At 65.6% G+C, this 13,897-nt stretch carries 15 protein-coding genes; 3 read left to right on the top strand and 12 right to left on the bottom strand.

The genetic code is table 11. The features are described 5' to 3' along the window. Positions 1 to 13: 13 nt before the first annotated feature. From AOT87_RS14415 to AOT87_RS14405, 3 genes are all read right to left on the bottom strand, one after another. The gene (locus AOT87_RS14415; protein WP_030095512.1) at positions 14 to 475 is read right to left on the bottom strand and encodes a hypothetical protein; all 462 of its coding nucleotides are present in this window, start codon (positions 473 to 475) and stop codon (positions 14 to 16) included. 45 nt (positions 476 to 520) lie between these two features. Next, positions 521 to 1,348 (bottom strand): DivIVA domain-containing protein, encoded by an 828-nt coding sequence (locus AOT87_RS14410; protein ID WP_030095511.1) that lies wholly within the window; start codon positions 1,346 to 1,348, stop codon positions 521 to 523. A gap of 229 nt (positions 1,349 to 1,577) precedes the next feature. Further along, positions 1,578 to 1,871, bottom strand: a complete 294-nt coding sequence (locus AOT87_RS14405) for a YggT family protein (RefSeq protein WP_030095510.1) — start codon at positions 1,869 to 1,871, stop codon at positions 1,578 to 1,580. 207 nt (positions 1,872 to 2,078) lie between these two features. On the opposite strand from AOT87_RS14405, the gene AOT87_RS14400 reads away from it, so the two are divergent. Genes AOT87_RS14400 through AOT87_RS14390 form a run of 3 tightly spaced genes read left to right on the top strand, consistent with a single transcriptional unit; the run spans position 2,079 to position 3,618 of the window. Further along, positions 2,079 to 2,543 (top strand): SRPBCC family protein, encoded by a 465-nt coding sequence (locus AOT87_RS14400; RefSeq protein WP_057964675.1) that lies wholly within the window; start codon positions 2,079 to 2,081, stop codon positions 2,541 to 2,543. After that, a complete protein-coding gene (locus tag AOT87_RS14395) occupies positions 2,540 to 2,875 on the top strand; it encodes a metalloregulator ArsR/SmtB family transcription factor (RefSeq protein ID WP_030095508.1) in 336 nt (111 codons plus the stop codon). The genes AOT87_RS14400 and AOT87_RS14395 overlap by 4 nt, the downstream gene beginning before the upstream one ends. Beyond that, the gene (locus AOT87_RS14390; RefSeq protein ID WP_057964674.1) at positions 2,872 to 3,618 is read left to right on the top strand and encodes a DUF899 domain-containing protein; all 747 of its coding nucleotides are present in this window, start codon (positions 2,872 to 2,874) and stop codon (positions 3,616 to 3,618) included. The genes AOT87_RS14395 and AOT87_RS14390 overlap by 4 nt, the downstream gene beginning before the upstream one ends. Positions 3,619 to 3,675: 57 nt before the next feature. Here the strand turns inward: AOT87_RS14390 and AOT87_RS14385 are convergent, their stop codons facing one another. The 9 genes from AOT87_RS14385 to murD form a co-directional block, all read right to left on the bottom strand. Next, positions 3,676 to 4,317, bottom strand: a complete 642-nt coding sequence (locus AOT87_RS14385; protein ID WP_030095506.1) for a cell division protein SepF — start codon at positions 4,315 to 4,317, stop codon at positions 3,676 to 3,678. Between the two features lie 88 nt (positions 4,318 to 4,405). Further along, positions 4,406 to 5,116, bottom strand: a complete 711-nt coding sequence (locus AOT87_RS14380; RefSeq protein WP_057964673.1) for a YggS family pyridoxal phosphate-dependent enzyme — start codon at positions 5,114 to 5,116, stop codon at positions 4,406 to 4,408. Beyond that, positions 5,116 to 5,823, bottom strand: a complete 708-nt coding sequence (gene pgeF, locus AOT87_RS14375) for a peptidoglycan editing factor PgeF (RefSeq protein ID WP_030095504.1) — start codon at positions 5,821 to 5,823, stop codon at positions 5,116 to 5,118. The genes AOT87_RS14380 and pgeF overlap by 1 nt, the downstream gene beginning before the upstream one ends. Positions 5,824 to 5,860: 37 nt before the next feature. Then, positions 5,861 to 7,012, bottom strand: a complete 1,152-nt coding sequence (gene ftsZ, locus AOT87_RS14370; protein ID WP_030095503.1) for a cell division protein FtsZ — start codon at positions 7,010 to 7,012, stop codon at positions 5,861 to 5,863. A gap of 209 nt (positions 7,013 to 7,221) precedes the next feature. Then, a complete protein-coding gene (locus AOT87_RS14365; protein WP_057964672.1) occupies positions 7,222 to 8,166 on the bottom strand; it encodes an FtsQ-type POTRA domain-containing protein in 945 nt (314 codons plus the stop codon). Then, the gene (murC, locus tag AOT87_RS14360) at positions 8,163 to 9,635 is read right to left on the bottom strand and encodes a UDP-N-acetylmuramate--L-alanine ligase (RefSeq protein WP_030095501.1); all 1,473 of its coding nucleotides are present in this window, start codon (positions 9,633 to 9,635) and stop codon (positions 8,163 to 8,165) included. Before murC ends, AOT87_RS14365 begins: the two co-directional genes overlap by 4 nt. Continuing rightward, the gene (murG, locus tag AOT87_RS14355) at positions 9,632 to 10,765 is read right to left on the bottom strand and encodes an undecaprenyldiphospho-muramoylpentapeptide beta-N-acetylglucosaminyltransferase (protein WP_057964753.1); all 1,134 of its coding nucleotides are present in this window, start codon (positions 10,763 to 10,765) and stop codon (positions 9,632 to 9,634) included. Before murG ends, murC begins: the two co-directional genes overlap by 4 nt. Positions 10,766 to 10,837: 72 nt before the next feature. Beyond that, positions 10,838 to 12,415, bottom strand: coding sequence for a putative lipid II flippase FtsW (gene ftsW / locus AOT87_RS14350; protein ID WP_057964671.1), 1,578 nt, complete (start codon positions 12,413 to 12,415; stop codon positions 10,838 to 10,840). Positions 12,416 to 12,426: 11 nt separating this feature from the next. Continuing rightward, the gene (gene murD, locus AOT87_RS14345) at positions 12,427 to 13,893 is read right to left on the bottom strand and encodes a UDP-N-acetylmuramoyl-L-alanine--D-glutamate ligase (protein WP_057964670.1); all 1,467 of its coding nucleotides are present in this window, start codon (positions 13,891 to 13,893) and stop codon (positions 12,427 to 12,429) included. Positions 13,894 to 13,897: the final 4 nt, after the last annotated feature.

The following is a 13,897-nucleotide window of genomic DNA, read 5'->3' as shown; positions in this document are numbered from 1 at the left end:
TGGCAAGGTCCGGTCACGAGCGGTGTGGCTCGTCCTCATCATCGTCGTCGACGTCGAATTGCTCGTAGGTCTCTTCGGCCGAGGGGTGGTGGTGCGCCGCGGTGGCGACCTCCTTGAGGCTCACCGCGGCAGCGGCAGAGGAAGACGTCTCCGACACCCGTGGGATCACGGATGTCTCGCTTGGATCAGCTTCCGCCACATCGGCTTTCGCGTCACTCTCGGCAGAGTCGGCGGCAGGTTCCCCGGAATCTGCGCCTTCGGGCTCGTTCTCGCCTGCCTCGGCGTCCTGGTCGGACTCCTCGTCGGATTCCAGTGCACCGGCATGCCGGTCCCGGATCGCATCGACGATCATGAGCACCACGCCGACGGCGGCCGCGGCGATACAGACAAAGGCAAGAACCTCATTACTGGTGACCACCGCGGTCACCAGGGCCGCCAGACCGACTGCGGCCAATACCAGTGCGACGATCAGCATCGCGAATCACTCCTCATACGTGCCGCGAGCATAGACCGATCTAGATCAGTAGTTGTTCCCACGGTTGAACTGGCCGAAACCGGCTTCCTTGGATGCGTTTTCATTCGAGGCGCCCGCATCGACGGGTGCAGCCGAACCGCGCTGGCCAAGCTCCTCGAGCTGAGACTCCAGGTAGGTCTTGAGCCGGGTGCGGTACTCGCGCTCGAATGTACGCAACTGCTCCAGACGACCTTCCAGCACCGTGCGCTGCTGATTGATGGTGCCCATGATCTCCGAGTGCTTGCGCTCGGCATCGGATTGCAGGGCATCGGCCTTCTCCTGCGCCTGGCGCAGCTGGGTCTCGGAACGGGTCTGGGCATCCGAGAGTAGCGCCTCGGCCTTGGACCGTGCCTCGGTGACCGTCTTATCGGCGGTAGCGCGGGCCTCGCTGACAATCTGGTCCGCATTTGCGCGAGCATCGGCGAGCAGCTTTTCCGACTCGGACTTGGCGTTCCCGGTCAGACGGTCCGCGGTGTCCTGCGCCAGACCCAAGATCTTGGCCGCGCGGACATGGTGCTCCTCGGTCGACGCCGCGACGGGAGCGGCCGCCACAACCGGCGCCGGCGTGGGCTCGGGCTTAGCGGGCTCCGGCTTCTTCTCGGGCTTGGGCGCCTCGTAGACGGGGGCGGCGCCGCCACCCTTGCGGGCCTCGACCAGCTCCTGGTCCAGCTCCTGAACCCGCTGACGCAGATCCGAGTTCTCCTCGATCAGGCGGGCCAGCTCGTTCTCCACCAGGTCGAGGAAGGCGTCAACCTCATCCTCGTTGTATCCGCGCTTACCGATGGGTGGCTTACTGAACGCGACGTTATGTACATCAGCTGGTGTAAGCGGCATTGCCTGCCCCTATCAAGTCTCGACGTCTGGAATCGTATTGCAGTGTAAAGCGAACGTGGCGTCTCACTGTAACTGGCGTCCATCCTGTCACATCCGACCCGCCGGTCGCAGCAGAGCTTGTTAAGTATCCCTCTGACGTGCATAAAAATACTCTGAGGCTTTGGATATGACGCGCATTCGTATCCAGATCGATGTGAGTTGAATACCGAAATTCAGCGTCGCTGGAGGCTTAGCCAGCGGCCATCAGGAACGCCACCCGCATGCCAAAGAATCCGACCAAAAGCAACAAAGTAATGGACAAATCGAATCGCACCGCGCCAAGGGAGAGGGGCGGAATGAGACGGCGCAATAACCGCACCGGAGGGTCGGTGACCGTGAAGATGAGCTCCAGAATCACCACCGTGGCACCTCGCGGGTGCCAGTCACGGCTAATGGACTGAATCGTCTCGATCACTATGCGTGCGAACAGCAGCAAACAGAAAAGCAGAAGCGCATAGCCAATGATCTCAAAAAACAGTGCCAAGGGATCCCTCACCAACCAAGCGTGAAAACCACGCGCGGGCTTCTCTAACAACAGTCGCAGCCTACCGGCAGGCCCCACCGGACCGCCTGTCACACAACGAAACCCCTGGGCCATGCCACAGGTGCCACCACTAGCAACCAATGGTTGCATATCATTGAGCCGCCCCCTATGCTGAAACGCAACCGATAGTTGCGAGTAGGGAGAGACATGTCATACGAACGCATCGAGCGCGAGCTGTACATCGACGCCCTACCGGAGGTCGTCTTCTCCGTCATCAGCCGCCCGGAGCATATGAAGCAATGGTGGCCGGACGACGCCGAGTTCGCCCCGGCTCCGGGCGCCCGGGGCCAGATCTCCTTTCATGGCGAGGAAGCCGGTGAGGTCCATGTCTACGGCCTGACGCTCGTCGACGTGGAGCCGCCGCGGCTGTTCTCATTCCGTTGGTGTTATCCAGAAGGGCACTTGGCGAACGACGGGAATTCGCTACTGGTGACATTTGAGCTCACGCCCTCGGGCGCGGGCACGCGGGTGCGCATGACCGAAGTCGGCTTCCGGGAACAGGGACGCACCGAGGCCGAGGTCGTCGAACAGTACGAGTCGCATGAGGAAGGCTGGGCGCAGCACCTGCCCCGGCTGGCTCCCTGTGTGGGCGAGCTGGCAGGGCGGTCATGACTGCAGTAATCGACGACGACCTGTGGGCGGCGGTCGGCGATCCGACCCGGCGGCGGGTCTTCGACCTCATCCTCAACGACGGCGTGGCGACGGCCACGACACTGAGTGAGCGCCTGCCGGTCACCCGCCAGGCCGTGACCAAACATCTCGCGGTCCTCGACAAGGCGGGCCTGGTCCGCGCCACCTCCCAGGGGCGGGAGAAGCAGTATCGCGCCAACGGCGAGCAGGTCGCCCGCATCGCCGAGCAGCTCAGCGCCGTGGGAGCGGCATGGGATCGCCGACTGACACGAATAAAGCACCTCGCCGAGACCATAGAGAAGGCAACATCATGAAGACACCCCCGATCGTGTCGGCACCGGAATGGGACATGGCATACCAGCAGATGCTCGTCGAAGAGAAGGCATTCACCCGGGCGCGTGACGCATTGGCCGCCAAAAGACGGCGCATGCCCTGGACCGAGGTGAACGCCTCCTATCGGTTCGAGGGTCCGGAGGGGCCGATGAACCTCCTCGAGTTGTTCCAGGGGCGCCGTCAGCTCATCGTGTACCGCGCCTTTATCGATCCCGGTACCGGAGACTGGCCCGCACACGGCTGTACCGGCTGCTCGTTGATGGCCGACCACATAGGCAACCTGGCGCACCTGAACGCACGCGACACGACACTGGCCTATGTCTCGCGTGGGTCCCAGGCCGACCTGGAGCGGATCAAAAACCGCATGGGATGGAAAATCCCTTGGTACACAATAGTTCCCGAAAGCACCTTCGATCGGGACCTGGGCGTGCACGACTGGCACGGACACAACGCGTTCATCCGCGACGGCGACCGTGTGTATCGCACTTACTTCATCAACAACCGAGGCGACGAGGCGTTCAACAACACCTGGACCTTCCTCGACATGACGGCACTGGGCCGCCAGGAGACATGGGAAGACTCCCCGCCGGGCTACCCCCAATCCCCCGCGTACGAGTGGTGGGACTGGCATGACGAGTACGGATCACATGAACCGTCGCGATGGTTCGGCGACCCGGACCCCGACGACCCGCATGATCCGCGGCCTGTGAAGCCCTGCCACTAAAGCGAATTCGGGCGAGAAGATGCAGTTCGCATCTTCTCGCCCGAATTCGTCAGAGGTCTACTGGTAGGAGTAGAAGCCGCTCTCGGCGATCCGGCGGCGCTCCTCGGCGCTGACGTCGATATCGGCCGGAGACAGCAGGAAGACCTTCGTCGCCACCTTGTCGAACGAACCGCGCAACGCGAACGCGAGTCCGGCCGCGAAATCCACCACGCGCTTGGCATCGGCGTTGTCCATCGACACCAGGTCCATGATGACCGGGGTGCCGTCGCGGAACCGCTCACCGATGGTGCGTGCCTCGCTGTAGTCCTTGGGGCGCAGCGTGGTGATCTTGGACAACGGGCTGCCCTCTTCGAAGATCGCGGCGCGGCGCGGATCCATGGCCAGCGCGCCACGGGTGGGAGCGCTACCCCTCAATGAGCCCAAACGCGGTGCCGGACGGTCGAACTCACGCGGAGCAGGGTGCCGGGCGGCAAAGCGATCCTCCTCGGCGTAACCACCAGGACCACCGGAACGGTAGCCGGGCTCGTCGTAGCCGTACTCGGCATCGTCGGCGAACCGCTCGCCACGGCGCGGGTACCGGCGATCCTCGGCGGACGCGCGCCGGGGCGCATGCGCGTCGACGTCGTCGTAGTACTCGTCGTCGTAGTCGTCCATGGGAGCCATGCCGAAGTAGGCCTTGACCTTGTGCAGCGTGCTCATCGCGTGACCTTCCGTGCGTGGGCTATATGGAGTTCAGTTGTTCGCTCGGTCTCTACAGCTGTGTTGCAAATGTGACTGGAGTGACGATCTACCGTGACGTTAGCGGTCGTTGCCCCATCAGCGCCGTTCCGACACGCACACAAGTGGACCCATATTTAATGGCGGTCTCCAGGTCGTTGGACATTCCTGCCGATAAGTGATTCGCCTGCGGATAGCGCCGCTGAACGCGTTCGTGTTCTTGCTGGAGTCGACGAAAGGCCTGGTCGGCATCGGCCTCACGAGGAGGCAGAGCCATCAACCCGGCAAGCTCGAGATGCTCGCTGGCGACCACCTGCGCGCACAGCTCGTCGACTCCGGCCACGTCAGCGATATCCACTCCGCCCCGAGCGGTATCGCCATCGAGGCTGATCTGGAGGTACACGTGCAGTGGCTCGCTGCTGTCCCCCGCTGCGCGCGCTGTATCCAGCGCGGCGACCAGCCGCGAATTGTCCACCGAATGCACCGAATAGGCCCAGTGGGCAACCGATTTCGCCTTGTTGCGCTGCAGATTGCCCACCATGTGCCAGTGAATATCCGCATGGCCCACCTCCGCCACCTTGGCGGCAGCCTCCTGATCCCTCGATTCCCCGAACGCGCGGCAGCCCAACGAGTACAGCTCCTGGACGTCGGCCGCCGGGAAAAACTTGGTGACGGGCAGCAGTTCGATCTCTTGCGGGTCGCGATCAACAGCCTCGGCGGCAACGCGGACTCGCTCGCGCACCGCGGCCAGTGCGGTGCTCAGCTCATCGGCACGCGTCATCAACTGAGCCAGATCACCGAGGCCAGCCGGCCGGTACGCGGCTCACGGCGATAACTGAACAAATCCGGGTCCTCGACCGTGCAGCGCGGATCGATGTCGATTGCCCGCACACCCAATCCGGAAAGCTGCCGGGCGATTCCGGCCCGCAGATCCAGGCCCGGCGTGCCGGCGCCGGTCGTAGTGCGACTCCCCGGCAGCGCCGTCTCGACATCCGCGGCCATATCGGCCGGCACTTCGTAATACCGGCCGCTTACCGCCGGCCCGAGAAAGGCCGAGATACGGCCTACCTCCGCACCGGCTTCCACCATGGCTTCGACGGTGCGCGGCACGATGCCGAGTTTGGCGCCGACCCGACCGGCGTGGGCACCCGCGATGACTCCCGCGCTCGCATCGGCGAGTAGCACCGGGACGCAGTCCGCGGTCAGGACCGCGAGCGCGATACCGGGTTCGGTGGTCAACAGCGCGTCGGTGTCCGGGATAACCGATGTTCCGGGCCCCTCGACGCGGTGCACGTTGTCGCCGTGAACCTGCTGCATCCAGATCAGATGATCGTCCGGCAAGCTCAGCGCACCCGCGAGGCGTGACCGGTTAGCAGCCACCGCATCGGGGTCGTCACCAACGTGATCGCCGAGGTTGAAACTGTCAAAAGGAGCACGTGACACGCCACCGCGCCGGGTGGTGGTGACACGTCGAACTCGAAAACCCATACGTCAGAGGGTAGTTCGTCGGTTAAGTAGCAAGCCGTCAGCGCCGCATGAAGGGCGGCACATCGACATCGTCCTCATCGCCGCCACCGAGCGTCACCGTAGAGCCGTTGGTGTCCCTGGGCAGGCTCTGTGCGTCGATGGTGTCGAAAATGCTGGTCCCGTTGGAACCGTTGACCTGGCCGGCCTTCCCGGGAGCCACCGTGCCAGGCGCTGCCGTACCGCTGATCGGCTTGCGGCTGGGACCACCGGCGTCGAAACCTGCGGCGATGACGGTGACGCGCACCTCGTCACCGAGCGAGTCGTCGATGACGGTTCCGAAGATGATGTTGGCTTCGGGGTGCGCCGATTCCTGCACCAGCGAGGCCGCCTCGTTGATCTCGAACAGACCCAGGTCGCTGCCACCGGCGATCGACATCAGCACGCCCTGAGCACCTTCCATCGAGGCCTCGAGAAGCGGTGAGTTGATGGCGGTCTCGGCGGCCTTGAGCGCCCTGCCGTCGCCACGGGAGGACCCGATGCCCATCAGGGCGCTACCGGCGCCGGACATCACGCTCTTCACGTCGGCGAAGTCGACGTTGATCAGACCCGGCGTGGTGATGAGGTCGGTGATGCCCTGAACACCGTTGAGTAGCACCTCGTCGGCGCTGCGGAACGCGTCCATGAGCGATACCGCGGCGTCGCCCATCTGCAGCAGGCGGTCGTTGGGAATGACGATCAGGGTGTCGCAGCTTTCCCGCAACGAGCCGATACCGAGCTCGGCCTGGCCGCTGCGGCGCTTGCCCTCGAAGGAGAACGGCCGGGTGACCACGCCGATGGTCAGCGCACCGAGCTTGCGGGCAATGCTGGCCACCACGGGTGCGCCACCGGTTCCGGTGCCACCACCCTCACCGGCGGTGACGAAGACCATGTCGGCGCCCTTGAGGAGCTCCTCGATCTCGTCCTTGGCGTCCTCGGCGGCCTTGCGGCCCACGTCGGGGTCCGCACCCGCACCCAGGCCGCGCGTGGAATCGCGACCGACGTCGAGCTTGACGTCGGCGTCGCTCATCAGCAGCGCCTGCGCATCGGTGTTGATCGCGATGAACTCGACCCCCTTGAGGCCGTGCTCGATCATGCGGTTGACGGCGTTGACGCCGCCGCCCCCGATGCCGACGACCTTGATCACCGCGAGGTAGTTGTGTGGAGGCGTCATGGTCGCCTTCCTCCCTGGTTGCTGCCGTGGTCTGAGTAGCTGGAGCCTCTCTGCAAACTCTCAACCTCTACCTCAGGCTTAGAGTTATGTCAGGTTGTCCCGCTGAAACAGAACGGTAGGGGGCGCGGTTAGCCGCGCCCGGGAGGCGCGCCGATGGATCGCTGGATTTTCCCGTGGCTATTTCTGGAAACCGCGAGCAGTCCGGTCACCTACTTGACCGTGGGCAGGTCCGGGCTGGACACGTCGTACATGCGACCGGGCTGGGTAAGCAGGGCCCCCAGCTTTTCCGCCTTCTCCGCGGTGCGGTCGGTGGTCCCCCAGACGATGGTGCGACCGTCGTCGAGAGTGAGCGTGATCGACGACACCGACGGCGCAGCGATCTTGGCGACCTGTCGCGCCAGGTCGGGTGCCAGCGAGGTGAGAACCTGCAGTGCCGCCTTGGTCGTCGGGTCCTGCGGGCCTGGAGCCACCACGTCCAGCACCGGGATGCCAGGCGGCGGCGGTTCGTTGGCGAAGTCCACCCCGTCGCGGTCGATGAGGTGCGTCCCGTCGCCGCCCGCCCACGCCGCAACCGGGACCCGTTCGACGATGGTGACGCGCAAGGTGGACGGGTACTCGCATTGCACACGCGCGCTGGCCACCCGGCGGATGCTGGCCACCCGGTCCGCGGCGGCGGCGGTATCGATCTGCAGCAGCCGCGTGCCCTTGGCGATGTTCAGTTCTCGAAGGACGTCCTCTTGGGTGACCACCCCGGTGCCGGTCACCACGGTCTGGCGCACGGACATCAGGGGCGTGAAGTACAGGATCGCCCCCAGCCCCACCGCGATCACGGTGAGCAGCACCGCGAGCAGCAGGGTGTGCAAACCCTGAACCTTCCCGCGTCCCGCGCTCTTGCCCTGATCTACCTGCTTGCCCTTGGCGGCCGCCTTCGCCTCACGCCGCGCCTGTTCCAGGGCGATGGCGCGCCGCTGTGCGTCGCGGCGCTCCATCCGCTCGCGCCGGGCCCGCATCCGCGGCCCCTCGGCGGACTCGTCGGCGCCCGCCTGCTCGGCACTGGCATCCTCGTCGATCGCCTCGGCAGCGGAATCCCCGACCTCGTCAGACACTGGAGCGGACTCCGCCGCCTCCTCGGAAGTCTTGTCCGGCTCGCTCATTGACCGTTCCTCGGGGGCGGCCAGTCATTGGCACGCGCACGCAACGCGCGCACGATCTCCTTGCCCTGCAGCGTGACATCGCCCGCACCCATCGTGATCACCAGGTCCCCCGGCGCCGTGGCCGCGGCGACATGCGCAGCCACCGTCGACAGATCGGGCAGGTAATGCACCGGCACCCCGGAGATCTGCTCGACGATCAACGCACCGCTGACACCCGGCAGCGGTGCTTCGCGCGCGCCGTAGACATCGAGCACGAACACCAGATCGGCCACACTGAGCGCCTCGGCGAACTCTGTTGCGAAAGATGCTGTGCGGGAGTACAAATGGGGCTGAAAGACGACGACGGAGCGTCCAAATCCCTGTTGCGCGACGATCCCGGAAACCGCCTGCAGCACCGTGCGGACCTCGGTGGGATGGTGCGCATAGTCATCAAAGACCCGGACGCTCTCGACCTGACCGACCAATTCGAATCGGCGGCGCACACCTTCAAATCCGGCCAGCCCATCGAGCACATCCTCGACAGAGGCCCCGATCTCGGCGGCCGCCACCACAGCGGCCAGCGCGTTCAGGGCCATGTGCCGACCCGGCACCGACAGTCGCATGGTGCGCGAGGTCTTCTCGCCCGCCAGCTGGATCTGCGCGAACGCTCCGGTGTCCTTGAACTGCCAATCACGCAGCCACCCGGCCACCGGGACACCCGCGGCGTCGGCCTGTTCGGCGCTGCCGTAGCCACGTACTCGTAGGCCGCGCTCGTGGGCCCGGCGTGCCAACGCCGCGGACCCCGGATCATCCAGACACACCACCAAGACCCCTTCGGGACCTAAAGTTTCGGTGAATTCGTCGAATACCGCGGTATAGGCCTCGACACTGCCGAAGTGATCGAGATGGTCTGCCTCGATGTTGGTCACGACGATGAGATCCGGCCGGTACTGCAGCAGCGAACCATCACTTTCGTCGGCCTCGGCCACGAACACGTCCCCACTGCCGTGGTGGGCGTTGGTGCCGGCCTCGTTGAGTTCACCACCGACCGCGAACGATGGGTCGTATCCGCAATGCTGCAGCGCCACAATGAGCATGGAGGTGGTGCTGGTCTTGCCATGTGTTCCGGTCACCATGAGGGTGCGGTATCCGGCCATCAGGTCCGCGAGCACAACCGGGCGCAGCAGGACCGGTATTCCACGCCGATGAGCTTCCACCAGTTCAGGATTCGTCTTGGGAATGGCCGCGTGGGTGGTGACCACCACGGTGGGACCGCCCGGCAGCAGATCCAAGGCGTCGCCGTCGTGGCCGATATTGACCAGGGCACCGCGGGTACGCAGCGCGAGCACGCCACGAGATTCCTTGGCATCGGAGCCCGAAACCTGCGCTCCCCTGTCCAGCAGGATCCTGGCGATCCCCGACATTCCGGCACCGCCTATGCCGACCATGTGCACGCGGCGCAGATGCTCCGGGAGTGGGCCGATGTTCATCGCGATGCACTCCGTCCCTGAGATCGCTGCTGTCGTGCGACTTCGAGCGCCACCTGAGCCACCTGCCGTGCGGCGTCCGGATGTCCCGACAGCGCGGCGGCCGACGTCATCTCGGCAAGCTTGCCGGAATCGGAGGCGATTTCGATCACCATGTGTGCCAATGTCTCCGGAGTGAGGTCACGGTCGGCGACGATCACACCACCTCCGGCCTCGACGACCGGCAGCGCGTTGAGCCGCTGTTCGCCGTTGCCGATGGGCAGGGGCACGTAGATGGCGGGCAACCCGACCGCCGAGACCTCGGCGACGGTCATCGCGCCGGATCGGCACACGGCGATATCGGCCGCGGCGTAGGCCAGGTCCATGCGGTCCAGGTATGGCAGAGCCACATATTTGGGGGCACCCGGAACATCCCGCGGACCGCCCTGTGGCAGCTCGATCGTATTCTTCGGCCCGTGTGCATGCAGCACCGAAACACCGGCAGCGGCAAGGTCATTGGCTGCGGCCGAGACGGCATTGTTCAGGGACACCGCGCCCTGGGACCCGCCGAATACCAAGAGCACGAGAGCATCGTCGTCGAATCCGTAGTGAGCACGCGCCTCCTGCCGCAATGCGGTGCGATCCAGCGCTGTGATCGATCCACGAACCGGCACCCCGACCACCTCGGCATGGCGCAGTCCCGAATCCGAGACGGCCGACAGCACGCGCTGCGCGCTGCGCGCCCCGACCCGATTGGCAAGGCCGGCACGTGCGTTGGCCTCGTGAATAACCACCGGAACACGAGGACGGCGCAGCGGTCCTCGACGAGCCGCCAGATAGGCGGGCAGCGCCACGTAACCCCCGAAACCGATGACCACGTCCGCTCCGACGTTGTCGAACACCGCCCGGGTCTGCCGCACTGCCCGGCGCACCCGCAACGGCAGCCGCACGAGGTCACCGGTGAGGCGGCGCGGGAGCGGCACCGGCACGATCAGTTCCAGGTCGTACCCACGGTCGGGCACCAGCCGCGTCTCCAGGCCACGCTCGGTACCCAATGCGGTGATCCGCACCGACGGGTCGATCTCACGCAGTGCGTCGGCAACCGCCATGGCGGGTTCGACGTGTCCCGCGGTACCGCCGCCGGCCAGTACCACCGAAAGCGGCCGAAGTTCGTCACTCACTCCGGGAGCATCCTTTCGGTCTGGCGGCAATCACATGTTCAGCAGCTATCGATGGCTTCGGGCCCGTGAACTCCCGGCCCGGGATTGCTCACGGGACCGGCCGCTCGCGCGCGCGCCCGAGGCCCTGCGCACCTGCTGTACCTGCCTATGATGCCCTGCGTCGCTATCGGTACGTGCACGTGGCTTGCGCTTGCCCCCCTGCGCCGATTCTTGCTGCCATGTGCGCTCGGGCCGCCGATCGGCAGTCTCGGCGCCTCGTCCGGCCGACTTGGCGCGCAGTCGATCGCGTGCGGTGTCGATGCGCGGCGCCACATACGGCTCCGGCGCCGGGAGCCGCAGCAGCCTGTTCATCCGGTCACCCGAACCCGCACGCAGTGCGGCGACGGCCTCGGGTTCGTGGCGCGCCGCGTTAGCGATCAGACCGATCATGAAAAGGGCTGTGGCCGTGGCAGTACCACCCGAAGAAATCAGCGGCAGCTGGATACCGGTCACCGGCAGTAGGCCGATCACGTATCCGATGTTGATGAAGGACTGACCGATGACCCACATACCGGCGGTGGCGGTCAGCATCCGCAGGAACGGATCGGCACTGCGTTTGGCGATGCGCATGGCGGTGTATGCAAAGACGCCGAACAGCGCCAGCACCCCCATGCAGCCGACAAATCCGAGTTCCTCGCCGATGATCGCGAAGATGAAGTCGTTGTGGGCGTTGGGCAGGTAGTGCCATTTCGCCGAACCCTGCCCCAGACCCTGGCCGAAGAAACCACCCTGGGCCAGCGCGAATCGAGCCTGACGCGACTGATAACCGGTGGCCTGCGGGTCCGCCGACGGATCCAGCCACGCCTTGACCCGATCAGAGCGGTACCCGGCGGAGACGGCAAGGATTGCCGCGGCCAGTACGGCGGCGATCACCGAACTGAGGAACACCTTCAGCGGCAGCCCGGCATACCAGAGCAGCGCCAGCAAGATGATGCTCATGGACACCGTCTGCCCCAGGTCGGGCTGAATGACGATGAGCACGAGGGCGATGAGCGCGGCCGGCACCAACGGAACCAGCATCTCGCGCAGCGAGGCCTTCTCCATGCGGCGCGAAGCCAACAGGTGCGCACCCCAGATCGCGAAGGCGATCTTGGTGAGCTCCGAAGGTTGCATCGACATGCCGCCGTAGACGAACCAGCCACGAGAACCGTTGGAGTACGTGCCGATTCCGGGCACCAGCACCAAGGTGATCAAGACGATGGTGAAGACGAATGCCGGGAACGAGTACTTGCGCATCACCCGGATCGGCGTGCGCAGCGCGATGTAGAAACCGACCAGACCCACGCAGACCCAGAGCACCTGCTTGCCGAACACCGCCCACGCAGACCCGTCCACGTCATAGGACTCAACGCCCGAAGCGGACAACACCATGATGAGGCCCAGTGTGGTCAACAGCGCGGCCGTCGCGATGATCAGGTGAAACGAGGTCATCGGCCGGTTCAGCCAGGCACCCAAACGAGTCCGGGCCACCAACCCAGCGGTCTTCGCGTCGGACGATTTCTTGGCAGGCTTGGCCGCCGTCTTCGCCGCAGCGCGGTTCTCGGAGCGGAAAAACCTGGTGAACGGAGCGGTCAGGGTCGACACGGCGCTATTACCTAACCGGTAAGTGCGCGCACCGCCGCGGCGAATCGATCGCCACGCTCGGAGTACCCGCTGAATTGGTCGAAGGATGCGCCGGCCGGAGCCAGCAGCACGGTGTCGCCAGGCAGGGCCACAGCGCTGGCGTGCCGGACGGCCGCGGCCATGACCCGGGTACCCAGATCAGCGCCACCCCCATCCGCCTCATCAGTCACATAGACCACATTTGCCTCTTGCACCCCAGCATCCTCGCGCGTCACAACCGCAACAACGGGTACATCCGGCGCGTGTCGCGCCAAAGCCTCAGCAATCACACCCCGATCGGTGCCGATCAGCACAACCGCACCGAGCCGGTCGGCACATTCGCGCACCAGATCATCGACCGCCGCTCCCTTGAGCAACCCCCCGGCAATCCAGATGACGCGCCGATAGGCCGCGATGGACGCCGCGGCAGCGTGCGGATTGGTGGCCTTCGAGTCGTCCACGTACGAAACATCGTGTCGCTGCGCCACCAGCTCGGCACGGTGCCGCCCCACCTGGAATGCCTCCAGCGCCCTCGCAACAGCCTCCGCGGGCGTACCCACCGCACGCGCCAGCGCGGCGGCCGCCAGCGCGTTGAGCACACCGATCGGACCCGCGACCGGAAGCTTGGCCACCTCGATCAGGGGTACATCCGGCCCGAACGCCCGGTCCACCAGCAGGCCGTCACGCACTCCGAGCTCCCCGGCCCCGGGTTCACCGGTGCGGAACCCGGCCTTGATCGGTGCCGCCGCGCCGTAAAGCAGTCCGGCCGCCACCCCGTCATCGAGACCGACGACGGCGACCTCGCCGTCGAGCACTCGCGCCTTGTCCCGGGTGTAGGCGTCCATTCCCCCGTGCCAGTCCAAGTGATCCTCGGCCACGTTGAGCACCACGCCGGCGGTCGGCCGCACCGAGGGCGCCCAGTGCAACTGGAAGCTCGACAGCTCGACGGCCAGGTAGTCGACATCGCGATCCAGCACGTTCAGCACCGGGTCGCCGATGTTCCCGCACAGCGCACTGGTGCGGCCCGCGGCCGTCAGCATGTCGTGGACCATGGCGGTGGTGGTGGTCTTTCCGTTGGTTCCGGTCACCACCAGCCATCGCTTGGGCGGCCCAAACCGGCCGGAAACATCCAGACGCCATGCCAATTCGACATCACCCCAGATGGGCAGCCCGGCATGCACCGCGGCCAGCACGATCGGCGAGGAAGGACCGAAGCCGGGACTGACGATCACCAGATCCTGATCGGCCATGTGGTGCTGCGCCTCGGCGGTGGTGAGCGCCCCGCGCCCCGCATCGCGATGGCCCCGCAGGGCGTCCTCATTGTCGTCGCAGACGGTAATGCGCAGGTCGAGGTCGGCCAGCCCCGTCAACGCCGCGACCACGGCATCGCCTGTGACACGCGCGCCGCAAACCAGAACCCTTGCTCGGCTGGGCAGTTCGTCCATCTCAGAAACGGTCATCGCC

It is taken from the genome of Mycobacteroides sp. H003 (genome assembly GCF_001440135.1).
GTDB classification, from domain to species: Bacteria; Actinomycetota; Actinomycetes; order Mycobacteriales; family Mycobacteriaceae; genus Mycobacterium; species Mycobacterium gwanakae.
The sequence above is the reverse complement of the archived record's forward strand: the minus strand, read 5'-3'. Positions and strand labels throughout refer to the sequence as shown.

Excerpts from the sequence above, each read along its gene's own strand:
- AOT87_RS14365 (WP_057964672.1), bottom strand. The coding sequence starts at position 8,166 with ATGAGCGAGCCGGACAAGACTTCCGAGGAGGCGGCGGAGTCCGCTCCA.
- pgeF (WP_030095504.1), bottom strand. The coding sequence starts at position 5,823 with ATGGGTTTTCGAGTTCGACGTGTCACCACCACCCGGCGCGGTGGCGTG.
- AOT87_RS14390 (WP_057964674.1), top strand. The coding sequence starts at position 2,872 with ATGAAGACACCCCCGATCGTGTCGGCACCGGAATGGGACATGGCATAC.
- AOT87_RS14395 (WP_030095508.1), top strand. The coding sequence starts at position 2,540 with ATGACTGCAGTAATCGACGACGACCTGTGGGCGGCGGTCGGCGATCCG.
- AOT87_RS14410 (WP_030095511.1), bottom strand. The coding sequence starts at position 1,348 with ATGCCGCTTACACCAGCTGATGTACATAACGTCGCGTTCAGTAAGCCA.
- murD (WP_057964670.1), bottom strand. The coding sequence starts at position 13,893 with ATGACCGTTTCTGAGATGGACGAACTGCCCAGCCGAGCAAGGGTTCTG.
- AOT87_RS14400 (WP_057964675.1), top strand. The coding sequence starts at position 2,079 with ATGTCATACGAACGCATCGAGCGCGAGCTGTACATCGACGCCCTACCG.
- murC (WP_030095501.1), bottom strand. The coding sequence starts at position 9,635 with ATGAACATCGGCCCACTCCCGGAGCATCTGCGCCGCGTGCACATGGTC.
- AOT87_RS14380 (WP_057964673.1), bottom strand. The coding sequence starts at position 5,116 with ATGACGCGTGCCGATGAGCTGAGCACCGCACTGGCCGCGGTGCGCGAG.
- AOT87_RS14415 (WP_030095512.1), bottom strand. The coding sequence starts at position 475 with ATGCTGATCGTCGCACTGGTATTGGCCGCAGTCGGTCTGGCGGCCCTG.
- AOT87_RS14385 (WP_030095506.1), bottom strand. The coding sequence starts at position 4,317 with ATGAGCACGCTGCACAAGGTCAAGGCCTACTTCGGCATGGCTCCCATG.
- ftsZ (WP_030095503.1), bottom strand. The coding sequence starts at position 7,012 with ATGACGCCTCCACACAACTACCTCGCGGTGATCAAGGTCGTCGGCATC.